Raw genomic sequence first — 23,330 nt, forward strand, 5'->3', positions numbered from 1 at the left:
CCGCTTGGCTCCACCACTCTTTCAGGTTTCGCAGCACTGCTCAGAACTTAGAAATGAACATTCGGTGATGAATGTTGATTTCTGACTTTTGTCAGATCGTTCTTTAAAAATTCGGATATGTGATAGATAGACTGAATACCAGTTTCACTGCTGGTTATTCAGGCTAAGGTAAAATTTGTGAGTTCTGCTCAGCAATGAGCAACATGCGAATTTTCGGCGAATGTCGTCTTCACAGTATAACCAGATTGCTTGGGGTTATATGGTCAAGTGAAGAAGCGCATACGGTGGATGCCTTGGCAGTCAGAGGCGATGAAAGACGTGGTAGCCTGCGATAAGCTTTGGGGAGTCGGCAAACAGACTGTGATCCAGAGATCTCTGAATGGGGGAACCCAGCCAGCATAAGCTGGTTATCTTGTACTGAATACATAGGTGCAAGAGGCGAACCAGGGGAACTGAAACATCTAAGTACCCTGAGGAAAAGAAATCAACCGAGATTCCCTTAGTAGTGGCGAGCGAACGGGGACCAGCCCTTAAGCTGGTTTGAGATTAGTGGAACGCTCTGGAAAGTGCGGCCATAGTGGGTGATAGCCCCGTACACGAAAATCTCTTGCCAGTGAAATCGAGTAGGACGGAGCACGAGAAACTTTGTCTGAACATGGGGGGACCATCCTCCAAGGCTAAATACTACTGACTGACCGATAGTGAACCAGTACCGTGAGGGAAAGGCGAAAAGAACCCCGGAGAGGGGAGTGAAATAGAACCTGAAACCGTATGCGTACAAGCAGTGGGAGCCTACTTTGTTAGGTGACTGCGTACCTTTTGTATAATGGGTCAGCGACTTATATTCAGTGGCGAGCTTAACCGAATAGGGGAGGCGTAGCGAAAGCGAGTCTTAATAGGGCGCTTTAGTCGCTGGGTATAGACCCGAAACCGGGCGATCTATCCATGGGCAGGTTGAAGGTTAGGTAACACTGACTGGAGGACCGAACCGACTACCGTTGAAAAGTTAGCGGATGACCTGTGGATCGGAGTGAAAGGCTAATCAAGCTCGGAGATAGCTGGTTCTCCTCGAAAGCTATTTAGGTAGCGCCTCATGTATCACTGTAGGGGGTAGAGCACTGTTTCGGCTAGGGGGTCATCCCGACTTACCAAACCGATGCAAACTCCGAATACCTACAAGTGCCGAGCATGGGAGACACACGGCGGGTGCTAACGTCCGTCGTGAAAAGGGAAACAACCCAGACCGTCAGCTAAGGTCCCAAAGTCATGGTTAAGTGGGAAACGATGTGGGAAGGCTTAGACAGCTAGGAGGTTGGCTTAGAAGCAGCCACCCTTTAAAGAAAGCGTAATAGCTCACTAGTCGAGTCGGCCTGCGCGGAAGATGTAACGGGGCTCAAACCATGCACCGAAGCTACGGGTGTCATCTTTGATGACGCGGTAGAGGAGCGTTCTGTAAGCCTGTGAAGGTGAGTTGAGAAGCTTGCTGGAGGTATCAGAAGTGCGAATGCTGACATGAGTAACGACAATGCGAGTGAAAAACTCGCACGCCGAAAGACCAAGGTTTCCTGCGCAACGTTAATCGACGCAGGGTTAGTCGGTCCCTAAGGCGAGGCTGAAAAGCGTAGTCGATGGAAAACAGGTTAATATTCCTGTACTTCCAGTTATTGCGATGGAGGGACGGAGAAGGCTAGGCCAGCTTGGCGTTGGTTGTCCAAGTTTAAGGTGGTAGGCTGAGATCTTAGGCAAATCCGGGATTTCAAGGCCGAGAGCTGATGACGAGTGCTCTTTAGAGCGCGAAGTGGTTGATGCCATGCTTCCAAGAAAAGCTCCTAAGCTTCAGATAACTGGGAACCGTACCCCAAACCGACACAGGTGGTTAGGTAGAGAATACCAAGGCGCTTGAGAGAACTCGGGTGAAGGAACTAGGCAAAATGGCACCGTAACTTCGGGAGAAGGTGCGCCGGTGAGGGTGAAGCACTTGCTGCGTAAGCCCACGCCGGTCGAAGATACCAGGCCGCTGCGACTGTTTATTAAAAACACAGCACTCTGCAAACACGAAAGTGGACGTATAGGGTGTGACGCCTGCCCGGTGCCGGAAGGTTAATTGATGGGGTTAGCGCAAGCGAAGCTCTTGATCGAAGCCCCGGTAAACGGCGGCCGTAACTATAACGGTCCTAAGGTAGCGAAATTCCTTGTCGGGTAAGTTCCGACCTGCACGAATGGCGTAACGATGGCGGCGCTGTCTCCACCCGAGACTCAGTGAAATTGAAATCGCTGTGAAGATGCAGTGTATCCGCGGCTAGACGGAAAGACCCCGTGAACCTTTACTATAGCTTTGCACTGGACTTTGAGCTTGCTTGTGTAGGATAGGTGGGAGGCTTTGAAGTGGGGACGCCAGTTCTCATGGAGCCATCCTTGAAATACCACCCTGGCAACCTTGAGGTTCTAACTCAGGTCCGTTATCCGGATCGAGGACAGTGTATGGTGGGTAGTTTGACTGGGGCGGTCTCCTCCCAAAGAGTAACGGAGGAGTACGAAGGTGCGCTCAGACCGGTCGGAAATCGGTCGTAGAGTATAAAGGCAAAAGCGCGCTTGACTGCGAGACACACACGTCGAGCAGGTACGAAAGTAGGTCTTAGTGATCCGGTGGTTCTGTATGGAAGGGCCATCGCTCAACGGATAAAAGGTACTCCGGGGATAACAGGCTGATACCGCCCAAGAGTTCATATCGACGGCGGTGTTTGGCACCTCGATGTCGGCTCATCACATCCTGGGGCTGAAGCCGGTCCCAAGGGTATGGCTGTTCGCCATTTAAAGTGGTACGCGAGCTGGGTTTAGAACGTCGTGAGACAGTTCGGTCCCTATCTGCCGTGGACGTTTGAGATTTGAGAGGGGCTGCTCCTAGTACGAGAGGACCGGAGTGGACGAACCTCTGGTGTTCCGGTTGTCACGCCAGTGGCATTGCCGGGTAGCTATGTTCGGAAGAGATAACCGCTGAAAGCATCTAAGCGGGAAACTTGCCTCAAGATGAGATCTCACTGGAGCCTTGAGCTCCCTGAAGGGCCGTCGAAGACTACGACGTTGATAGGTTGGGTGTGTAAGCGCTGTGAGGCGTTGAGCTAACCAATACTAATTGCCCGTGAGGCTTGACCATATAACACCCAAGCAATCTGCTACGCAGATTGTGGTGGTGAAGACGAAAGATCCGAAAGTTCGTAAGACCACAAATTCACATATCCGAATTAGCCAAGAGTGTTCCTAAGACATTCTGGCAACAGAATTTCTTGACGACCATAGAGCATTGGAACCACCTGATCCCATCCCGAACTCAGTAGTGAAACGATGCATCGCCGATGGTAGTGTGGGGCTTCCCCATGTGAGAGTAGGTCATCGTCAAGATTCATTTCGCAAAACCCCTATCTGCGCGAGCAGGTAGGGGTTTTGTCTTTTCAGCCCTGGTAAAGAAATCTGACGTGGGAGCGGGCTTGCCCCGCGATGGCGCATGCTCGGATAACATCACGGCCTGATTCGGCCTTATCGCGGGGCCAGCCCGCTCCCACGGTATCTTGTTCCTACACGGCATCCGTTTGCTGACGATCACGCAAATATCCTTTGCTCGTCGGCTACCTCACATCGCCTCGTCGCAGGTGCGACAATATTGCCGTCACAATTACGTGACTTCCCCGTACCTACCCTGCGTCAAGGCTTAGGTTCGGGGCAATCCTGGCACCCGGACCGAGCGATGCCAGCGTACCGTGCTGCGCATTTCTGGACTTTCACCGTCCTATTACTTGAGGTTAGAAGCAAGATGGCCAAGGCCGCCGATGTCGTTGTGCAATGCCTGGAAAACGAAGGTGTCGAGTATGTGTTCGGCATTCCCGGTGAGGAAAACCTCGACTTGCTCGAGTCCCTGCGCAAGTCGAAGATCAAGCTGGTACTGACCCGCCACGAGCAGTCCGCGGGCTTCATGGCCGCCACCTACGGCCGCCTGACCGGCAAGACCGGCGTCAGCCTGTCGACCCTCGGCCCTGGCGCGACCAACCTGGTGACCGCCAGTGCCTACGCCTACCTGGGCGGCATGCCGATGATGATGATCACCGGTCAGAAGCCGATCAAGAAGTCCAAGCAGGGCCGTTTCCAGATCATCGACGTGTGCGGCATGATGGACCCCATCACCAAGTACACCCACCAGTTCGCCTCGGCCGACAACATCCCAGCGCGCATGCGTGAAGCCTTCCGCCTGGCCGAAGAAGAGAAGCCAGGCGCCGTGCACCTGGAGCTGCCGGAAGACATCGCCGCCGAGCAGACCGACGCCTTGCCGATCCCGCGCAGCCTGCACCGTCGCCCGCTGGCCGAGCACGTGGCTATCGAAGCCGCCGTGCAGAAACTGCAGAACGCCCGCAACCCGATCCTGGTGATCGGTGCCGGCGCCAACCGCAAGATGACCGCCAAGGTCCTCAAGCAACTGATCGACAAGACCGGCATCCCGTTCATCACCACCCAGATGGGTAAAGGTGTGGTCGACGAGCGCCATCCGCGCTTCCTCGGCAACGCCGCGCTGTCCTCCGGTGACTTCGTGCACCGCGCCGTCGAAGCCGCCGACCTGATCGTCAACATCGGCCACGACGTGATCGAGAAGCCACCGTTCTTCATGGTCCGTGGCGGCACCGAGGTCATTCACGTCAGCTTCCGCTCGGCCGAGGTAGACGCCGTGTACTTCCCGCAGGTGGAAGTGATCGGCGACATCGCCAACGCCGTGTGGCAGATCAGCGAAGCGCTGACCGACACCAGCCACTGGGACTTCACCCGCCTGATGGCCATCCGTGAAGCGAACGAAGCACAGATCGCCGAAGGCGCCGACGACGACCGTTTCCCGGTCTACCCGCAGCGCATGGTCGCCGACATCCGTCGCGCCCTGCCGTCCGAAGGCATCGTCGCCCTGGACAATGGCATCTACAAGATCTGGTTCGCCCGCAACTACAAGGCCCACAAGCCCAACACCGTGCTGCTGGACAACGCCCTGGCGACCATGGGCGCCGGCCTGCCATCGGCCATGGCCTCGCACCTGGTGTACCCGGATCGCCCGGTCATCTCGGTATGCGGCGACGGCGGCTTCATGATGAACAGCCAGGAGCTGGAAACCGCGGTACGTCTGGGCATGCACATCACCGTGGTGATCCTGCGAGACGACGGCTACGGCATGATCCGCTGGAAGCAGGCCAACATGGGCTTCACCGATTTCGGCCTGGACTACGGCAACCCGGACTTCGTCAAGTACGCCGAAGCCTACGGTGCCAATGGCCACCGCGTGGAAAGCGCCGAAGGCTTCCTGCCGCTGCTCGAGCACTGCATCAAGACCCCAGGCGTGCACGTGATCGACTGCCCGGTGGACTACAGCGAGAACGACCGCATCCTCAACAGCGAGCTGCGTGAGCGCGCGCTGGCGGTCTAAACCGTAGCATCCTCATCGCGGGGCAAGCCCGCTCCCACGTTGTGCAAGAACAACGTGTGAGCGGTTTGTCCCGCGACAACGTAAGTACAGGCAACAACGTACGCTGCACCACCATACACATCTACCCATCCCCACCTCTCTGCTCCCGGCATGCTCAGGCTCCTCACCAACCCTGAGAACCCGAGATCATGACCATTGGATCAACGTACAACCATCCCGCCGACATTGCCGTCGAGCCACGCACCCCAGTGCTGCCATGGGCCGCACGTTTCCCGAATCCGCCTGACCTGTGTTTCGACTACCGACGTCTTGTCGAACAGCAAGGCGGCATTGCCCAGGTTGCTCGTCCTGCACATCGCATCTGCATTGTCGGTGCTGGCGTCACCGGCCTCACCGTCGCACGTGAACTGCTGCGCTGTGGTTTCACCCAGATCACACTGATCGAGCAAGCCCGGCGAATTGGGGGGCGTCATCTCACCGTGTCATCCTCTGCTGACAAGCCAACAGTACACACCGCTCCCTTCGAGATGGGCGCCATGCGCATGCCGTTCTTCAACCGTACCGGCGAGCCGCCCAAGGCAGGCCATTCACTGATGGCTTACTACGCAGATCTGTTCGACCTGCGACTTTCCGACTTCCCCAACCCTGGCACGCCCTGGGTCAATGCAACAGGTATCTACCTGCGTGAAGGCCAACTTGAAGGGGAGGGTGATCCGAAGCTGCTGATCTGGAAAAACCCCGAAGGTCACACTCCGCCACCAACTGCGGTACTACAGAGGATTCATAGCAAGTGGCGGCGCTTTGCCGAGCGTTTCACCGAACAGGTGGCCGTCATCTACGGCACAGAAGGTTGGCTGACGACGTGGTCGGCAATCGTCGAGCGATATCACAGGCTGTCGTTCCGTGACCTGGTATTGCTACCGATCCTGGAGGCTTGGGACCCTGGCAATCCAGGCGATTTCGGTGGCCTTGGCATGGACCGTGACGAGTCGGCGATCTTCTATGCAATCGGCATCGGTGATGGCAACTGGGGCGCCTTCTACGACGTGTGTTGCCTCTATCCGCTGCGCACCGCCATTTTCGGGTTCAGCAGCCACCTGCAGCTTGTGCATGGTCGTGTAGATGACAAGGGGCGAGTGCTTGCAGCGCCCTATCAGGATGTCGAGACTGTTCCCGACAGCAAAGGCCTGCATTTCCAGGCACCTGCCTACCTGGGGATCGCCGCGTTGGATGAGGCCCTGCTGTTCATGGACATCGCTGGCCTGGGCGAATCTTTGTACAGCCAATGCGTGGCGCGTAAGGATGGCCTGCTGTCGGACAGCTCAGTTCATGGCCTGCACAAATTGGCCGATGGCCGCATCCGCGTCGATTACCGTTGGCGGCACAGCGATGAAGCCAAGGCTCAGCCGATGAGCGATGTGTTCGACAGCGTGGTGCTTACCACGCCGTCCTGGTTGATCGAAACAGGGATGCGCCTGGAGGGCTTCTCCCTGAGCATGCTGCCACCGGCCATTGTCGAGGCCTGGAAGCACGCCCATTGGGAGACCAGCTGCAAGGTTTATGCGCCGCTGCGTAAAAGCTTTCTCGACCAGCATCCCCACCTGCCGCAGATCCTGGTCACCGACAGCTTCGTGCACGATGTCTATGCCTACCGTTACAACGATCAGCACACCCGCGATTGCATCCTGCTCAGCTACACCTGGGAGGACGATGCCACCAAGCTGGCGGCGTATACAGACGCGGAGCTGGTGGAAAAATGCGTAGCGGAACTCGATCGGATTCTGATGCGTTGCAGCAACATCGGCGAACCCATCTCGCCGCATATCGATCTTGGAAACACTCGCATACAAAGATGGATGACAGACAGGAATGCACTTGGCTGTGCGAAATTGTACCGGGCGGACGCCTATTACGACGCGGTGAGCCTGATGAAGTACAACCGCGACCTGAGTGCCCATTCAGGGCTCTACCTCGCCGGGGAGTCTTTCTCTGTCGATGCCGGCTGGACCGAGCCGTGTCTGCGCACCGCCATCGACACCGTGATCAACCTCTGCAACAACACCGGCGCACATTTCAAAGGGGGTTTCAGCCTCGAGCACTATCCGCATTATCAGGTGCCTCGACAGGCGCTTTGAAACAACTTTGTAGGAGTACTCTTCCACGTATTTTCGCAATCTCCCTCAGTTTCAGAGGATCCTGCTGACTGTTGCCCCACCTGCCATGCCCGTTCTACTGGCGGCCTTCCACAACAACCAGAACAGGAAGCCGCCATGCAGGAACACACCACTCCCGTCAGCCCCGTGCGCATTGCCGTCATCCAGTACGACCCGCAGGTCGGCCTGGACCACTGCGATGGCAACCTGAGCCGTGGCTTGGCCCTGGCCCGCAGCGCCGCGCGTGAAGGGGCGAACCTGATCGTGCTGCCGGAGCTGGCCAATACCGGCTACACCTTCAACTCCCGCGCCGAGGCCTATGCCCACGCCGAGTCGCTGGAGGGTGGGCGATGCCTTCAGGCCTGGGCGGAGTTCGCTCGTGAGCAGCAGGTGTATCTGGCCGCAGGCTTCGCCGAGCGGGACGGCCTCAAGCTCTACGACAGCGCCGTGCTGTTCGGCCCGCAGGGGCTGCTCGGGCATTACCGCAAGGCACACCTGTGGAACCAGGAAAAGCTCTGGTTCACCCCCGGAGACCTGGGCTTCCCGGTGTTCGAAACGCCCATCGGCCGCATCGGCCTGTTGATCTGCTGGGACATCTGGTTCCCGGAGGTGCCACGGCTCATGGCCGCGCAGGGCGCCGACATCATCTGCAGCCTGAACAACTGGGTCTGGACGCCGCCGCCGCTGTTCGACGAGGCCGGGCGCTGCATGGCCTCGTACCTGACGATGACCGCGGCCCACTCCAACAATGTCTATATCGCTGCCGCCAATCGCATCGGTCGCGAACGGGGCGGGCGCTTCCTCGGTTGTTCGCTGATTGCCGGTACCAACGGCTGGCCCATCGGCGAGGTGGCCAGTGCCGAGGAGGAGTGCATACTCTATGCCGACGTCGATCTCAGCGCCGCCCGCTCGGCGCCGATCTGGAACAGCCTCAACGACCTGCCGCGTGACCGGCGCACCGACCTCTACGACGCCACCCTGGGTTATCGGCTGCATGCGCCGATGCCACGTTGAGGAGGCGTCATGGAACAGCGCCTTTCTTTACCGCGACAACGGTCGTCGTCGCTGACAATCCTGGGCCTCGCACTGCTTTGCATTGCCAGCCTGATGTTGGGTGGATGGCCCGATTATGCGCAGCTCGTCGCAACCCTCGACCAGCCGCTGAGCAGGCTGCGCTGGATTGTCGGCGATATCAGCGAGGTCGCCTTCTACAAGCATGAGCTGCCGGCACTGGGGCTGTTGCTGGGGGCGAGCCTCGCGCATTGGGCCCAGCAGCGCGGGTATTGCTGGCAAGGCTTTGCCATCTGCTACGGCACCGGGCTGTGGCCCTGGCTGATCATCAGCTCGCTGCTCGGCCTGCTGCTCAGCCATGCGTTGTGGGGCTGGACGCTGGACGGTGGTGCCTGGCAGCCGACCTTCGTCGCCTTCGTCTCGCTGCCAGCGGCCATGGTCCTGCTGTTTGGCGGCGGTTGGCGCGTTGCGATCAATGGCGCGCTGCTCGGTGCCGTGCTGGTGACGCCGGCCAGCCTGCTGCTGGTCAACTACTTGTGCTACCCGCTGCAGTTGCCGGTGGTGATTGGCAATGTCAGTGGCATGGCCCTGGCCAGCGTGCTGGCATTCCTGCTGTGCAAGCGCTTTCCGGCGCTGGTTCGCGATGGACAGCGCTCAGTGGTCGCCGCGACGGCCAGCCAGCCCGACTATGGCGTGATCTGGACCCTGCGCCGGGTACTGGCCGATTTCAGCGAGGCGCCATTTTTTGGCAATGAACTGGCCAGCCTCGGCTTGCTGCTGGGCGTCTTGCTGGCTTATGTATTAGCCCCGGCGGCGCCGGCCTACGGCTCGCAACTGGTGCTGCAGCTGGTGGCCGGGCAGGTATTGGCATCGCTGGTCGGTGTGCTGTTCTGGCGCCGGCAATGGAAAGAGCGGGGCTGGTATCCGACCTATATTCCCATCGTGTCGATCGTGCCCGCCGCCGTGCTGACGCTGGGCGGCAGCTGGCAGGTGATCGTCACCAGCGCCGTGCTCGGCGCGCTGATCGCGCCGCCGCTTGCCGTGGCCATCAGCCGGCGTCTGCCAAGCTACATGCACGGCTATATCGGCAATGTCCTGTCCATGGCCATCAGCACCCTGGGCATCGTGCCCCTGGTCGGCTTACTTGCGGGAGGTAATCCATGACATCACCACGTGTTTCGATCGCCAGCCTGGGCGGCACGGTCAGCATGCAGTCTGGGGCGCCAGGGCAGGGTGTGACACCCCGGCTCGATTGCGCCGCGCTGTTGGCGTCCCTGCCGCAACTGCAGGCACTGGCGCAGATCAGCACCGCCACGTTGTGCCTGGTGCCGAGTGCCTCGCTGGCGTTCAGCGACATGCTGAACGCGCTGGCCTGGGCAAGCGCGCAAGTGCAAGCGGGGGCCCAGGCCGTGGTCCTCACCCAAGGCACCGATACGCTGGAGGAGACCGCGTATTTCCTCGACCTGCTCTGGCCCCATGACATCCCGTTGATCATGACCGGCGCCATGCGTTCGGCCAGCCAACCGGGCGCGGATGGTCCGGCGAACCTGCTGGCGGCAGTGCAGGTGGCGATAGCCGATGGTAGTCGGGAGCGTGGTGTGCTGGTGGTGATCAATGACCAGATTCACCAAGCCGCCCGTGTACGCAAGACTGCCAGCCTGGCAATGGCGGCCTTCGAGTCGCCCGGCACAGGGGCGATAGGGGAGGTCGTGGAGGGCAGCCCAATTTACCGCCAGGCTGCCACGCCACGGCGGGTGTTGCCCCTGCCGATGCAGGTGGATCACCAGGTCGTCGTGCTGGAGGCCTGTCTCGATGCCGATACAAGGCTGCTGCAAGCGCTCGGTGGCCTGGGCTATTCAGGGCTGGTGGTTGCCGGCTTTGGCGCAGGCCATGTTTCCGAAGCCTGGGCCGAGGCGGCGGGGAGCATCGCCGGCAACATGCCGGTGATCATCGCCACCCGCACCGGCAATGGCCCGACAGCCCTGGGTACCTACGGATTCAACGGTGGTGAGATCGATCTGCAGGCCCGGGGCCTGCACATGGCCGGCTGGCTCTGCCCGCGCAAGTGCCGACTCTTGCTGTGGCTGCTGATCGGCACCGGGCGGCAGGCCGACCTGGCGCACTGGCTGCAGCAATAGTCCGATGTCTGTTCCCTTGATGGGAGCGGGCAGGCGTTGCCTGTGCTAGGGTGCATGCAAATTTCCGCCCCAGGACACCCGCCCATGCTCCCCGCGCTCAGCGAAAAAGAACTCGACCGTCTCGAAGACCTGCTGATCACCTACGGCAACGATTATTCGGTGCTCAACCTCGCCGAGCTCAACGGCTTCTTCACCGCTTTGGCCAGCTCCCCCAACAAGGTCAACCCTGAGCAATGGCTGCCTTCTGTCGCCGGTGGCAAGGTGCCGAAGTTCAAGAAGCCCGCCCATGAAGAGGCCTACACCGCGTTGATGCTGCGTTACGCCAGCCAGGTGGCGGAAGAGCTGGCCAACGACCTCGAGCACTTTGAACCGCTGTTCGAGGAGAGCGAAGGAGAGGAAGGCCCGGCGATCATTCTCGAGGAATGGTGCTTCGGCTACATGCGCGGTACCCAGGTGGCCGAGTGGAGCGAGCTGCCGCCGGAGCAGGATCGTCTGCTCAAGGCCATTTCCCTGCATGGGCTGGAAGACAATTTCGAGCTGCTCGATTCGATGAGCTTCGATGAGCGCCAGGCCTGTGTGCCGCTGGTGGTCGAGGCGGCGCGGGGGTTGTATCAGTACCAGAAGCAGCACCGTCATTGAGATCGCCATCGCGGGCGCGTGGAAGCGGGCTGGCCGCACGACTGTAATTATTCCACCTACCGTAATACCGAATTGCTCCCAGCACTGATTCTGCTGTCGGGCGATCCAGTGCAGCATGTCCTCCAGCAGCGCCACTCCCGGCGCTGATCCGGAGCCCCGCACATGCCAAGCCCGATCAAACTCTACAACTTCCCCAAGTCCGGCCACGCCCACCGCATCGAGCTGATGCTGTCGCTGCTCGAACTGCCCACCGAGCTGGTCTTCGTCGACCTGGCCAAGGGCGAGCACAAGCAGCCAGAGTTTCTCGCCATCAACCCCTTCGGTCAGGTGCCGGTGATCGATGACAACGGCATCGTCATCGCCGATTCCAACGCCATCCTGGTCTACCTGGCCAAGGCCTATGGCGGTGAGCGCTGGTTGCCTGCGGATCCGGTCGGTGCCGCCCGAGTGCAGCGCTGGTTGTCGGTCGCGGCGGGTCCCCTGGCCTTCGGCCCGGCAGCGGCACGTCTGGTGACGGTGTTCGGTGCCTCGTTCAACACCGATGAAGTCATCGGCCGCGCCCACACCCTGCTCAAGGTGATCGACGCCGAACTGGCCAAGGGCCCGTTCCTGGTCGGTGACCAGGCCACCATCGCCGATATCGCCAACTACTCGTACATCGCCCACGCGCCGGAAGGCAACGTGTCGCTGGAACCGTACCCCAACGTGCGCGCCTGGCTGGCCCGTGTCGAGGCGCTGCCGGGCTTCGTGCCGATGCCACGTACGGTCATCGGTTTGCAGACCACCCTCTGAGTCCCGAGGAATGCCGCCATGCAATCGCCCTGGCATGCAGGTGAAAAACGGCTGCAGGAGCACGTCGGTGTTGCCGAGCGCATGGAGGCGTTCGGGCAGAAGGTCATCCGTGACTTCATGCCCGACCAGCATCGCACCTTCTACCAGCAGTTGCCGTTCATGGTGGCCGGTGCCGTGGACGCCGCAGGCAAACCCTGGGCGACGCTGCTCGAAGGCCCGGAAGGCTTCGTCAGCTCGCCCGATCCACGGCAACTGTTGATCGGCGCCGATCTCGCCAGCGACGATCCGGCCACGCCGGGCCTGGTGGCGGGTGGCGCCATCGGCCTGCTGGGGATCGAGCTGCAAACGCGGCGGCGCAATCGCCTCAATGGCCTGATCCGCGGGGCCAGCGCCGGTCAGTTGGCGGTGGTGGTCGAGCAGTCGTTCGGCAACTGCCCGCAGTACATCCAGCTGCGCGAGTACACCCGCGTCGACGAGCCGCCGCAGGCGCGTCGGGATTTATCGGTACTCGATGCCGCGACCCGCGCCATGATCGAAAACGCCGACACCTTCTTTGTCGCCAGTTACGTCGAGCATGAAAATGGCCAACGTGCCGTGGACGTGTCCCACCGCGGTGGTCGCCCCGGTTTCGTCAGGGTCGAAGGCAATCGCCTGACGATTCCTGACTACGCCGGCAACCTGCATTTCAATACCCTCGGCAATCTGCTGGCCAACCCGGTTGCCGGCCTGTTGTTCGTCGACTTCACCACGGGCGATGTGCTGCAGGTTTCCGGGCGCACCGAGGTGATTCTCGACAGCCCGCTGATCAGCGCCTTCGAAGGCGCCGAGCGGATCTGGACCCTGGACATCGAGCAGGTGGTGGTTCGCCCGGCTGCGGTGTCGTTGCGTTGGGCCTTCCAGGAGTACGCCCCCACCAGCCTGATGACCGGCACCTGGAGTGAAGCCGAAGAGCGCCTGCAACAGCGTGAGCGCCAACGCCAATGGCTGACCTGGCGCGTGCTGCGTATCGAGCAGGAAAGCCGCGATATCCGTTCGTTCTACCTGCAACCCGAGGAAGGTACGGCGGTGGCCTTCGCGCCCGGCCAGCATATTCCCGTGCGCCTGCAGGTGGATGGCGAGGCACCGCTGATCCGCACCTACAGCCTGTCCAGCGCGCCGTCCGATGGCCACCTGCGCATCAGCGTCAAGGCGCAGGGGCCGGCGTCACGCTATCTGCATCAACAGGTGAAGGTTGGCGATCGGCTGGAGGTGCGTCAGCCCATGGGCAGTTTTACCCTGGATCAGCAGAGTGAGCGGCCCCTTGTGCTGATCGGCGCGGGCGTCGGCATCACCCCGTTGATCGCCATGCTCCGCGAGCAGCTGGCCAAAGGGCAGGGGCGGCGCATCCATCTATTCCATGGCGGGCGCACACTGGCCGACCTGCCGTTCCAGCAGGAGCTTGCCGCACTCCAGCAACACGCCAATGGCTTGCTGAGCATCCATCGTGCCCTGAGCCAGCCCGAACCCCAGGCCGTGCTGGGTCATGACTACCAGTTCGCCAACCGCCTGGGCATCGAGCAGATCAAGGCCACGCTGGCATTGGACGACTACGACTTCTACCTCTGCGGTCCGGCCAGCTTCACCCAGGATCTGTACGAAGGCCTGCGCGGCGTGCATGTGCCCGACGCCCGCATCCATGCCGAAGCCTTCGGCCCCTCGACCCTGCGCCGCCACACCGATGACAACCAGCCGACGCTGCAGCAGCCCCCACCCGCCAGCGAACCGGTGCCGGTGTACTTCGCCAGCTCCGCCAAGGAAGCGCGCTGGGCGCCAAACAGCGGCACGCTGCTGGAACTGGCGGAAAGCCGTGGCCTTTCGCCGGACTTCAGTTGCCGAGGCGGCTCCTGCGGTACCTGCAGGACCAAGCTGGTCAGCGGCCAGGTCCACTACCCGAACCCGCCCGCCGAACTGCCCGAGCCCGGCATCGTGTTGATCTGCTGTGCCATCCCCGCCCAGGCCGAGGACGGCGTGCAGCCCCTGATACTGGAGCTCTAGCGTGACCACGGCGATAATCGCCCCACGACAACGCGTGGGGCGCGGCATGGACCAGATCCACCTGATGAAAGTGTTCGTGGCTGTTGGCGAGCTGGAAAGCTTCGCCGCCGCCGCCCGCCGCCTGGCTATCTCGCCGGCGGCGGTGACCCGCGCGGTCACTGCCCTTGAGGAACAGCTCGGGGTCAAGCTGCTGCTACGCACCACCCGCAGCGTGCGCCTGACCGAGGCCGGCGGGCGCTACCTGCAAGACACCCGGCATATCCTCGCCAGCATCGTCGAGGCCAACGAAGCCGCCGCCGGCATCAACGCCGCGCCCAAGGGCGACCTGGCGGTTACCGCGCCGATCCTGTTCGGCAAGAAGTTCGTCATGCCGTGCATCGTCCGTTACCTGCAGCAGTACCCCGAGGTGGATGTGTCGGCGTTCTTCCTCGACCGCGTGGTGAACTTGGTGGAGGAGGGCATGGACGTGGCGGTGCGCATCGGCCAGTTGCCCGACTCGGGCCTCAAGGCGTTGCGCGTGGGCAAAATGCGCCGGCTGCTGTGCGCCTCGCCCGAATACCTGGAACGCCACGGCACGCCGCGCCATCCCTCGGAGTTGCAGAAGCACGAAGTGATCGCCGCCGGGACCCTGTCACCGCGCACGGACTGGCGTTTCGGTGCCATCGACGACCCGACGCTGATCCGCATGAAGCCGCGCCTGACCGTGACCAGCAACGATGCCGCCATCGCCGCGGCCAGCGCCGGGCTCGGGATTGCACGGCTGCTGTCGTACCAGGTGGCGGATGAAGTGGCGGCCGGGCGCTTGCAGGTGATCCTGGCCGAATACGAAGAAGCGCCGTGGCCTATCCATATCCTGCATCGGGAGAGCAAATATGGCTCGACCAAGGTGCGGACCTTTATCGATATGTTGGCCGAGCATTTGCGCAGCCAGGCACACCTGGCTTGATTCCGGACTCTGGGGCGCAAAGCGCCCCCAAGTACCTTAAACGCAATTAACACCTCGAAAGCGCCGTACACTCCGCCAGCACCCTCAACCCGCCCATCACCTGCGGCGTAATCACCCGCCCCAGGCACACCCGCAACCCAGTGCCACACTCCCCATCGGCAAAGAACATCCCGCTGGCGCCGACATTGCAGCCACGCTCCGCGGCAAGCCGTTGCAGCGCCACCATGTCCGTCCCTTCCGGCAATTCGATCCAATGGATGAAGCCGCCCTGCGGCGCCGCATACCGCGTCCCCGGCGGAAACGCCGAGCGCACCAGCGCCTCCATCACTCCGGCCTGCGCCGCCAGCCGGCCGCGCAGCTTGGCGCAGTGCTCCTCCATGTACCCCCGGCCGATGAACTCGTCCAGCACCCGCTGGGCCAGGCTCGACACCGCCAGGTTGCGCGAAAACAATTGGGCCAGGATCGCATCCCGATACCGCCCCGCCACGCACCAGCCCACCCGGTACCCCGGCGCCACGGTCTTGGAGAACGACGAGCAATAGATCGTCTGCCCGGTCTCGTCGTAGTGCTTGATCGCCTTGGGCCGCTGCGCCTCGTCCACCAGGTCGAAGAAGATATCGTCCTCGATGATCGGCACATCCGCCGCCTGCGCCAACTGTGAGAGCCGTGCCCGCGCCGTGTCGGGCATGATGAAGCCCCGTGGGTTCTGCAGCGTCGGGTTGAGGAACACCACATCGACCTTGCCGCGCTTGAGCGCCCATTCCAGGTGCTCGAGGTCCATGCCGCTGTCGGCGTGGGTGCGGATGGGCAGGGCGCGCATCCCCAGGCGTTCGATGGTCTGCAGGATGCCGTAGTAGGTCGGTGTTTCGATCGCTACCGTGGCGCCCGGCCGGGCTACGGCCTCGAGAGCCAGCTCCAGGGCCACGGTGTCGCCCGAGGTCACCAGGATTTCATCCGGGCCGCAGGCCACGCCGCGCTGCAGCATCAGCCCGGCAATACGTCGGCGCAGCGAGGCCAGGCCAGGCGGGGCGATCAAGCCGGCCAGCGGCTGATCGGCCTTGCTGGCCAGGGTCGTCAGGCACTTGTTCAGCAGCACCTGGGGCGTGAGTTCGTCATGCAGCACCGCCGAGCTTAACGACAACCCGCCGTTGCTGGCGGCCTGAGCGAGCATGGCGACCACCGCGTGGTTGACGTTGACGCTGACACTGGCGAGGTCAAAGCCCTGCACCTGGGCCGCGCCCTTGGCGACGAAGTACCCCACCCGGGGCGTGGCTTGCACATAGGCATTGGCCTCCAGCTCCGCCAGGGCCCGTTGCACCGTGGCCAGGCTGCTGTCGAACAGCCGCGCCAGTTCGCGCACCGAGGGCAGTTGCGTGCCGGTAGGCCATTCGCCGCTGTCGATCTGGCGCAGCAGCCAGGCGTTGACGGTGTGCCAGCGTTTGTCGGGCTTGGGGTTGCGATCCATGGCGGCCTTGTGTGGTGTCAAGCGGGGGCCCCGGAAAGGTAGAGCAAAACCGTGCCCGTTGCAGCCACGATGACGATGTTCAGCAGCACCAGGACGAAGCCGAAGCGGATCAGCCTGTGTTCTTCCTCACGGTCGGCCCCGGCCAGCCCGATGACCAGCGACAGGATCGACAACGAGCCCAACGCGCCATGCCCCGCGGCGCTGTTGGCCATGGCTGCCAGCCAGGGGCCGTGGGCGCTGGATAATGCCGCAATGGACGGCATCACCAGCGTGGTGCCGCCGACATTGGAGCCTGTCACGTAACCGGCCAGCCCGGCCAGCAGCGACACCGTCGACGCCAGCGACACACCCGACATTGCTTGCAGCGCGCGTTGCGCCTCGACCAGGAAACCGGCCTTGACCATCACCTGGGAAAGCAGCAGGAACAGGAAGATCGTCGCCACTGGAAAGCGCGCCCGTTTGACCAGCGCCTGCCAGGGGAAACCCGCACCTTGGCGCGCGGCCATCATCAGCACCACCAACAGCAAGGCCAGCCCCGGCGACGCCAGCGGCTTCCACGACACGTTGTTGCCATGCACCACCCACAGCCCGTCCCAGCCCGACAGCAGGAACAGCCCCCGCGAGGCGATGATCACCCCCAGCAAGGCCAGGTATGGCCATGCCGTCTGCGGCCAGCGCACCAGGGCCCCGCGCCGCGCCCAGGAAAGCCCCAGGCCGACGCACACCACCGCCAGCCCGGCCAATACCCCTGCGGTTTCGGGGCCAATCCAGCGGTTGATTACATACAGCACCGCGCTGAACAACAGTGAGACCAGTCCCAGCCCGAGCCACGCCTGTACGCTGCGAACCCGTGCCAACGCCAGTGCCACCGCCGCGAGGGCGAGGAACACCGGGGCGCTGACCAGTGCCGAATGGCTGCCCAGCTCCTGCGCCGGCATATGGGCCAGCAGCGCGCCGATCACCGTGGCAAGCCCCAGCGTGCCCCAGGGCATCACCACCATGCCGGCCAGGGCCATCTTCATGCCGACCTGGCGGGAAAACAGTCCCATCAGCAGCGGCACCGTGGCGATCAGCGACACCCCGAACCCGGTCATCGCCTCCAGCAGCGGCGCCAGGCCCAGCACGATGAAGATCACCTGCATCGGCGGCGTCCAGCCCAGCTCCCGCACCCAGGCGCCGATCGCCTGCGGGGCGTTGGCGCGTTCGACCAGGATGACGAAGGCCAGCCCCGGAACGATCACGCAGGCGGTACTGAGGAACAGGATCAACGTGTCTTGCAGGATGGCGCCGGACACCGCCGCCGACAGCGGCTGCGCGGCGCCCAGCCCCCACAGCAGCAGGACACCGGCCACGCCGGCCAGCGCGGCCTGCACGGGTGGGCGGCGCAGCAGCAGGATCAGGGCGATCACCAGGCCAATGGGGGACATTTGCAGCAGCAGGGCAGCCATGATGCGGGTTCCTTTAGCCATCCAGAGGAGTGTGGAAGGGATGGTGGAGGGAAGGGCGGGACTGCAATAGATACAGGGGGTGGGGGATTTTCAATACAGCCCCTGGCTCGTGGCATTGGAGGCACTTGTTCGCACCACCTCTCACGCCAATGCCTGGATTTCTGGGCGCTGACTGCGATATTGGCCGTTAATGCCTGCAATCCGAGGCATTACATGGATCGGGCATTCTGGTCGCATTCCGCATGGGTTTTGACCGTACTGCTTGCACGCAGCGTGGCTATCTGGCCAAACCTGCCAGCACCTTCTCCAGCTTCACCACCGCCTCCCTCATCTCAGCGGGCGTCAGTGCCGCAAAGCCCATCAGCAAGCCGGCATCGTTCCTCGGCACCGCGTACAAGCTGCCCAGCCCCAACAGATCGATGCCCACCCCGCGTGCCGCCCTGACCACGGCGTCTTCAGGCAAGCCCTGTACGAAATGGCAGGGCATCTGCAGCCCGCCGGCGGGCACCTGCGGCACGAGAAACGCCCCCAGGTGCCTGCGCAGCAGATCCGCCAGCACATCCCGCCGCTCGGCGTAGAGCGCGCGCATGGCCCGTACATGGGCGTTGAAGTGCCCGCCTTCCATGAACCGGGCCAGGGTCAGCTGGGCGATGGAGGCGTTATGCCCGTCCTGCAGCGTGCGGGCGGCGGTCATCGGCGCGACGAGCTGGGGCGGCAGCAGCAGGTAGCCGATGCGCAGACCGGCGAACAGCGATTTGGTGAAGGTGCCGATGTACAGCGTGCGGTCGTGTGGGTCCAGGCCCTGCACGCAGGCGGTGGGGCGGCCGGCGTAGTGGAACTCGCTGTCGTAGTCGTCCTCGATGATCCAGGCGCGTTGCTGGCGCGCCCATTCGATCGCCAGCAGGCGCCGGTCCAGCGCCAGGGTCGCGCCGGTCGGGTACTGGTGCGAAGGGGTGAGGAACACCGCCCGGGCATCCGGCGCCAGCCGGGCCATGGCGTCCACCTGCAGGCCGTGCGCGTCCACCGGGACCGGCACGCCTGCCAGGCCGGCGGCGGTGACGGCCTTGCGGGTGCCTTGGTACAGCGGGTCCTCGACCAGCACCTGGTCGCCTGCGTCCATGAGCACCTGGGCGCACAGGCCAAGGGCCTGCTGCGAGCTGGTGAGGATCAGGATGCGCTCGGCGGATGCCTGGGCCCCGCGCTCGAGGTTGAGGTAGTCGGCGATTGCCCGGCGCAAGGGGGCCATGCCCTGCGGCTCGCTGTGTTCCAGCGCCCGCGTGCCGTATTCCTTGTACACCTGCCGCTCCAGCTTCTCCCAGATGGCCAGGGGGAAGTGCCGGGTTTCGGCCACGCCCGGGGCGAAGGGGCGGGGCGACTGGAAGTTGTGGACGCCACCGCTGTGCAACAGCGCTTCACCACGGCGGCTCAACTGCACCGGGGCTTGCTGATGTGCCGGACGCTGGCGCTTGCGCGACGGCAGGCAGCGCGCCCGTTGCGACACGAAGCTGCCGCTGCCCACGCGCCGCTCGATAAAGCCTTCGGCGTGCAACTGGCTGTAGGCCGACTCCACGGTATCCCGCGAGACGCCCAGGGACTGGGCCAGCGGGCGCGAGGCGGGCAGCGCCTTGCCCACCGGCAGTGCGCCGTCGAGGATCAACTGACGGATCGCCCGTTGGATACGCACATGCAAGGCCTGCTCGCCATGGGCGGGGTCGTTGATCCAGGCTTTCACCGATTCCAGCTGCGCGTGTTTGAACATTGGCCTGATTCCCTGGCTGATGGACCTGATTAATGGCTGCCAATGCCGGGGCCGCTTCGCGCCCCTTTCCGACCGGTCCAGCGCTCCGGCAAGGCCCGCTCCCACAGGCGACCGCGATCCCCTGTGGGAGCGGCCTTGTGTCGCGAAAGGGCTGCAAAGCAGCCCCGGCAATCTCAAGCCTAACGCTCATCCAGAACCCCAAAGTGGTCTGGCCATTACCGAGCAATTGGCAGGTAAAAACCAACCATTTATCCGCTATAAAACCCAAGCCCGCAAGCAACCACCAAGGAAGGCGAGCGCTACGGGCAGGCCGGCCCCCTCACTCATCCACACTGCTTTGCCCAAAAAGGGGTTCCACCAATGACCACCACCCAACCACCCGTCTTCATCCGCGAAGTGAAGCAAACCGACCTCCAGCCCTGGCACGACTACTGGTCGCAATACCAGGCCTTCTACCAGGTAGACCTGGGCCCAGCCATTACCGAGCGCACCTGGGCCCGCTTCTTCGACCCGACCGAACCCATGCACTGCGCCGTGGCCACCGACGGCGAACGGCTCTACGGCTTCGTCCACTATGTGTTCCACCGCTCGACCTGGGGGCGCAACGACTTCTGCTACCTGGAAGACCTGTACGTGTGCCCGAGCGCCCGAGGGCGGATGATCGGCAAGCAACTGATCGAGTTCGTCCAGGACCAGGCCCGGCAGCAGCAGTGCGACCGGCTGTACTGGCATACCCAGGAGACCAACCGGACTGCGCAGCGGTTGTATGACTGGATTGCCGAGAAGCCGGGGGTGATTGAGTACCGGATGCCGCTGGATGTTGCTCACTAAGGCCATTGTGCTACGTCCATTGTGAGCAGATAAGGGCGTGGGAGCGGGCTTGCCCCGCGAAGGGGAGCACCGGCTTTGCGGTGCAATCTCCTGCGGCGCCGCGCCGCTCCCACGCCCCAGTCATCAGAAATCTTCCTTTCGAAAACTGCCTGAGTCTTACGGTGTTGTCAGACCATTCAGAAAGACGAACCCCTCCCTGGCAGAGGAGTTCTTAATCCAATATTTTGTGCCTTAACTGCGATTTATCGAGTTAACACACATGAAGTTGGATTTAAGTCTTACCAAACCCAGCGAACTCATGAGGGCCTTGTGCGAGCGCTTGCGCACCGAGCGGCTCGCTCAACAGATGTCGCAAGCGGAAGTGGCTGCTCGTGCCGGCATCGGCACCAATACCGTGTCCAACCTTGAAACGGGACGAAATGTCGGTTTTGAAAATCTGATCCGAGTGGCGATGGTTCTAGGTCGAAGAAAAGAGCTTGAGGCGCTGTTTTTGCCGAAGGTGGAGTGCATAGCCGACATCACTTGTTATGAGCTTGGTGCCAAGCGCCAGCGTATCCGGAAGAAGTCAGGGCAGGATTGAACAGGGCTGCATGGCAGCCCTTTCAGTGGATCGCAGGGTTCAATCGCCGAGGGTGTCAGAAATTTTGTGTTCGGGCATAACATGAGTAAGAGGTGCATGTATGCCAACCAAAAAGAAACCCTTGCGTGACCTGCCCAAAATCCCCAAAGAGCTGCTGGAGCAGTTCGGTGAGGGCCTGATGACCGCAGAGGCTATCGAGGATGCCTCTGCGGCGTTCAAGAAGGCCTTGATCGAACGCGCTCTGCACGCCGAACTTGGCCACCACCTGGGTTATCCGCCGGGCGCGCAGCGCCCAGAGGATGAAACCAACCAGCGTAACGGCAAGAGTGGCAAGACGGTTTTGACCGGCGATGGCCCGCTGCGGCTGGAAATTCCTCGTGACCGAGACGGCAGTTTTGCGCCCATTCTCATCCCCAAGCATGAGCGGCGGTACACCGGTTTCGATGACAAGATCATCGCCATGTACGCCCGTGGCATGACGGTCAGAGAGATCCGAGCCTTTCTGTCCGAGCAGTATGGAACAGAGGTCTCACCCGACTTCATCAGCTCTGTGACAGACGAGGTCATGGAAGAAATTGGCGCGTGGCAGCAGCGGCCACTGGAGCCCATGTACCCGGTCATTTTCTTCGATGCACTGCGGGTGAAGATCCGCGAAGAAGGCTTGGTGCGCAACAAGGCCATTTACTTGGCGCTGGGCGTTCTACCCGACGGGACGCGCGATATCTTGGGCATCTGGATCGAGAACACCGAGGGTGCGAAGTTCTGGATGAAGGTCTTTAACGATCTCAAGACACGTGGTGTCGAGGATGTGCTGATTGCCGTGACCGATGGCCTCAAAGGCATGCCAGAGGCTCTCAGCGCCGTGTTTCCAGAGACGACGCTGCAGACGTGCATCGTGCACCTGATCCGCAACAGCCTGGACTTTGCAGCCTGGGACAAGCGGCGGGCACTGGCCAAGGCGCTCAAGCCGATCTACCAGGCCATCAACGCCGAAGCGGCTGAGCAGGCACTCGATGAGTTTGAAAACGGGCCCTGGGGCAAGCAGTATCCAACGGTCGTTGCGGCCTGGAGACGCGCCTGGGATCGAGTGATTCCCTTCTTTGTCTTCCCACCAGCCATCCGGAAAGTGATCTACACCACCAACGCCATCGAGAGTATCAATGCCCAGCTGCGCAAGATCATCAAGACCCGAGGCCATTTCCCGAACGATGACGCAGCTACCAAGCTGATCTGGCTGGGGCTGCGAAACATCACGGCGAACTGGGGCTCAGCGGCGCATGATTGGAAAAGTGCGATGAATCAATTCGCGATTTTGTACGGAGATCGGTTCATCAGGCCGACCTGGTGAAAGTCAGGGCCTGCCTGACGGCAGGCCGTTACCGGCCCGCACACAAAAAATCTGACACTTCCCAATCGCCAACCCCATGCAACCGCAACGCCCGCTGCGCACATTCCTTCCAGCTCAACTTGCGCCGCTCGGGCACCACCACGGGCCTCTCCGCCGCCATCACCACCGGCATATCCCGCATCCGTACCCAAGGCTCACTCTGCCAATACAACAGACTCGCCGTATGCCCACCCGGCCAGCACATCCTGCCCAGGCGCGGCAGGTCTTCCAGCGCCGAATCCTGCCCATCGCGCAGCACCGCCACCACCTCATGGGTCAGCCATTGGCGCAGGTGGCGGTTTTCCGGAATGTGATGATGGGCCAGCAGGGTATAGGCACCGGACTCGCTGACCATGGTGGTCTCGCCGTACTGGCCGTAGCGCAGCAGCTGCACGGTGCGATGCTGGTCCGGGTCGAGCTTGCGGATGCAGTGTTCGTCGAAGAAGCGCCCGGTCATCCGACCGAGTTCGTGGGCGCAAAACCAGGCTTGGGACTCGAGCCAGAGGGTGTGGAGGGGGCGGTTGTGGCGGGTGAAGAGGGTGGAGGAGTAGTGAGTCATGATGGGCTATCCAAGTCAGGGAGAGCCGTTTCTAACGGGAACGGAATTCCGCCATGTGAGCGTTCTTAGCGCTCAAACAAACTACCGTGGTTTCCTCTGGTTAAGTAGTGATACGTATGTAGGAGGTTTCTTGATT

16 protein-coding genes, 1 tRNA gene and 2 rRNA genes (1 of these 19 cut by a window edge) are annotated in these 23,330 nt (G+C 62.0%); 15 read left to right on the forward strand and 4 right to left on the reverse strand.

Annotated elements, in window-relative coordinates; all coding sequences use genetic code 11:
* The 12 genes from K5H97_RS06535 to K5H97_RS06590 all read left to right on the forward strand — a co-directional run.
* Positions 1-16, forward strand: a tRNA-Ala gene (locus K5H97_RS06535); it begins 60 nt to the left of the window's first position.
* 245 nt (positions 17-261) lie between these two features.
* A 23S ribosomal RNA gene (locus K5H97_RS06540) occupies positions 262-3,154 on the forward strand.
* 129 nt (positions 3,155-3,283) lie between these two features.
* Positions 3,284-3,399, forward strand: a 5S ribosomal RNA gene (rrf, locus tag K5H97_RS06545).
* Between the two features lie 409 nt (positions 3,400-3,808).
* Positions 3,809-5,452 (forward strand): acetolactate synthase large subunit, encoded by a 1,644-nt coding sequence (locus K5H97_RS06550; RefSeq protein ID WP_028692242.1) that lies wholly within the window; start codon positions 3,809-3,811, stop codon positions 5,450-5,452.
* A 188-nt stretch (positions 5,453-5,640) separates the two neighbouring features.
* On the forward strand, positions 5,641-7,587 hold the full coding sequence (locus K5H97_RS06555; protein WP_028692243.1) for a flavin monoamine oxidase family protein: 1,947 nt from the start codon (positions 5,641-5,643) through the stop codon (positions 7,585-7,587).
* A gap of 135 nt (positions 7,588-7,722) precedes the next feature.
* On the forward strand, positions 7,723-8,619 hold the full coding sequence (locus tag K5H97_RS06560; protein WP_028692244.1) for a nitrilase family protein: 897 nt from the start codon (positions 7,723-7,725) through the stop codon (positions 8,617-8,619).
* 93 nt (positions 8,620-8,712) lie between these two features.
* Positions 8,713-9,780: a hypothetical protein gene (locus K5H97_RS06565; RefSeq protein WP_243431634.1), complete on the forward strand. Its 1,068-nt coding sequence runs from the start codon at positions 8,713-8,715 to the stop codon at positions 9,778-9,780.
* A complete protein-coding gene (locus K5H97_RS06570) occupies positions 9,777-10,754 on the forward strand; it encodes an asparaginase (protein WP_028692246.1) in 978 nt (325 codons plus the stop codon). Before K5H97_RS06565 ends, K5H97_RS06570 begins: the two co-directional genes overlap by 4 nt.
* Positions 10,755-10,838: 84 nt before the next feature.
* Positions 10,839-11,393 carry a UPF0149 family protein gene (locus K5H97_RS06575; protein WP_028692247.1) on the forward strand — a complete coding sequence of 185 codons (555 nt, stop codon included), beginning with the start codon at positions 10,839-10,841 and terminating at the stop codon, positions 11,391-11,393.
* A 162-nt stretch (positions 11,394-11,555) separates the two neighbouring features.
* Positions 11,556-12,185 carry a glutathione S-transferase family protein gene (locus tag K5H97_RS06580; RefSeq protein ID WP_028692248.1) on the forward strand — a complete coding sequence of 210 codons (630 nt, stop codon included), beginning with the start codon at positions 11,556-11,558 and terminating at the stop codon, positions 12,183-12,185.
* 18 nt (positions 12,186-12,203) lie between these two features.
* Positions 12,204-14,219 (forward strand): pyridoxamine 5'-phosphate oxidase family protein, encoded by a 2,016-nt coding sequence (locus tag K5H97_RS06585; RefSeq protein WP_028692249.1) that lies wholly within the window; start codon positions 12,204-12,206, stop codon positions 14,217-14,219.
* A 46-nt stretch (positions 14,220-14,265) separates the two neighbouring features.
* On the forward strand, positions 14,266-15,165 hold the full coding sequence (locus tag K5H97_RS06590; RefSeq protein WP_028692250.1) for a LysR family transcriptional regulator: 900 nt from the start codon (positions 14,266-14,268) through the stop codon (positions 15,163-15,165).
* 46 nt (positions 15,166-15,211) lie between these two features.
* Here the strand turns inward: K5H97_RS06590 and K5H97_RS06595 are convergent, their stop codons facing one another.
* The 3 genes from K5H97_RS06595 to pdxR form a co-directional block, all read right to left on the reverse strand.
* The gene (locus K5H97_RS06595) at positions 15,212-16,630 is read right to left on the reverse strand and encodes an aminotransferase-like domain-containing protein (RefSeq protein ID WP_028692251.1); all 1,419 of its coding nucleotides are present in this window, start codon (positions 16,628-16,630) and stop codon (positions 15,212-15,214) included.
* Positions 16,631-16,647: 17 nt separating this feature from the next.
* On the reverse strand, positions 16,648-18,078 hold the full coding sequence (locus tag K5H97_RS06600) for an L-lactate permease (protein WP_028692252.1): 1,431 nt from the start codon (positions 18,076-18,078) through the stop codon (positions 16,648-16,650).
* 277 nt (positions 18,079-18,355) lie between these two features.
* A complete protein-coding gene (gene pdxR, locus K5H97_RS06605; RefSeq protein ID WP_028692253.1) occupies positions 18,356-19,837 on the reverse strand; it encodes a MocR-like pyridoxine biosynthesis transcription factor PdxR in 1,482 nt (493 codons plus the stop codon).
* 360 nt (positions 19,838-20,197) lie between these two features.
* Here pdxR and K5H97_RS06610 point away from each other — a divergent pair, with 360 nt between their 5' ends.
* The 3 genes from K5H97_RS06610 (at position 20,198) to K5H97_RS06620 (ending at position 22,596) form a co-directional block, all read left to right on the forward strand.
* Positions 20,198-20,668 (forward strand): GNAT family N-acetyltransferase, encoded by a 471-nt coding sequence (locus tag K5H97_RS06610; protein WP_028692254.1) that lies wholly within the window; start codon positions 20,198-20,200, stop codon positions 20,666-20,668.
* 259 nt (positions 20,669-20,927) lie between these two features.
* Entirely contained in the window at positions 20,928-21,248 is a 321-nt protein-coding gene (locus K5H97_RS06615; RefSeq protein WP_036986579.1) for a helix-turn-helix domain-containing protein, read from the forward strand.
* Positions 21,249-21,348: 100 nt separating this feature from the next.
* Positions 21,349-22,596, forward strand: a complete 1,248-nt coding sequence (locus K5H97_RS06620) for an IS256 family transposase (RefSeq protein WP_060489951.1) — start codon at positions 21,349-21,351, stop codon at positions 22,594-22,596.
* 28 nt (positions 22,597-22,624) lie between these two features.
* Here K5H97_RS06620 and K5H97_RS06625 read toward each other — a convergent pair whose 3' ends face one another.
* Positions 22,625-23,194, reverse strand: coding sequence for a BRO-N domain-containing protein (locus tag K5H97_RS06625; protein ID WP_051555685.1), 570 nt, complete (start codon positions 23,192-23,194; stop codon positions 22,625-22,627).
* Positions 23,195-23,330: the final 136 nt, after the last annotated feature.

Source organism: Pseudomonas mosselii (genome assembly GCF_019823065.1).
Lineage (GTDB): Bacteria > Pseudomonadota > Gammaproteobacteria > Pseudomonadales > Pseudomonadaceae > Aquipseudomonas > Aquipseudomonas mosselii.

Excerpts from the sequence above, each read along its gene's own strand:
- K5H97_RS06550 (WP_028692242.1), top strand. The coding sequence starts at position 3,809 with ATGGCCAAGGCCGCCGATGTCGTTGTGCAATGCCTGGAAAACGAAGGT.
- K5H97_RS06555 (WP_028692243.1), top strand. The coding sequence starts at position 5,641 with ATGACCATTGGATCAACGTACAACCATCCCGCCGACATTGCCGTCGAG.
- K5H97_RS06560 (WP_028692244.1), top strand. The coding sequence starts at position 7,723 with ATGCAGGAACACACCACTCCCGTCAGCCCCGTGCGCATTGCCGTCATC.
- K5H97_RS06565 (WP_243431634.1), top strand. The coding sequence starts at position 8,713 with ATGTTGGGTGGATGGCCCGATTATGCGCAGCTCGTCGCAACCCTCGAC.
- K5H97_RS06570 (WP_028692246.1), top strand. The coding sequence starts at position 9,777 with ATGACATCACCACGTGTTTCGATCGCCAGCCTGGGCGGCACGGTCAGC.
- K5H97_RS06575 (WP_028692247.1), top strand. The coding sequence starts at position 10,839 with ATGCTCCCCGCGCTCAGCGAAAAAGAACTCGACCGTCTCGAAGACCTG.
- K5H97_RS06580 (WP_028692248.1), top strand. The coding sequence starts at position 11,556 with ATGCCAAGCCCGATCAAACTCTACAACTTCCCCAAGTCCGGCCACGCC.
- K5H97_RS06585 (WP_028692249.1), top strand. The coding sequence starts at position 12,204 with ATGCAATCGCCCTGGCATGCAGGTGAAAAACGGCTGCAGGAGCACGTC.
- K5H97_RS06590 (WP_028692250.1), top strand. The coding sequence starts at position 14,266 with ATGGACCAGATCCACCTGATGAAAGTGTTCGTGGCTGTTGGCGAGCTG.
- K5H97_RS06595 (WP_028692251.1), bottom strand. The coding sequence starts at position 16,630 with ATGGATCGCAACCCCAAGCCCGACAAACGCTGGCACACCGTCAACGCC.
- K5H97_RS06600 (WP_028692252.1), bottom strand. The coding sequence starts at position 18,078 with ATGGCTGCCCTGCTGCTGCAAATGTCCCCCATTGGCCTGGTGATCGCC.
- pdxR (WP_028692253.1), bottom strand. The coding sequence starts at position 19,837 with ATGTTCAAACACGCGCAGCTGGAATCGGTGAAAGCCTGGATCAACGAC.
- K5H97_RS06610 (WP_028692254.1), top strand. The coding sequence starts at position 20,198 with ATGACCACCACCCAACCACCCGTCTTCATCCGCGAAGTGAAGCAAACC.
- K5H97_RS06615 (WP_036986579.1), top strand. The coding sequence starts at position 20,928 with ATGAAGTTGGATTTAAGTCTTACCAAACCCAGCGAACTCATGAGGGCC.
- K5H97_RS06620 (WP_060489951.1), top strand. The coding sequence starts at position 21,349 with ATGCCAACCAAAAAGAAACCCTTGCGTGACCTGCCCAAAATCCCCAAA.
- K5H97_RS06625 (WP_051555685.1), bottom strand. The coding sequence starts at position 23,194 with ATGACTCACTACTCCTCCACCCTCTTCACCCGCCACAACCGCCCCCTC.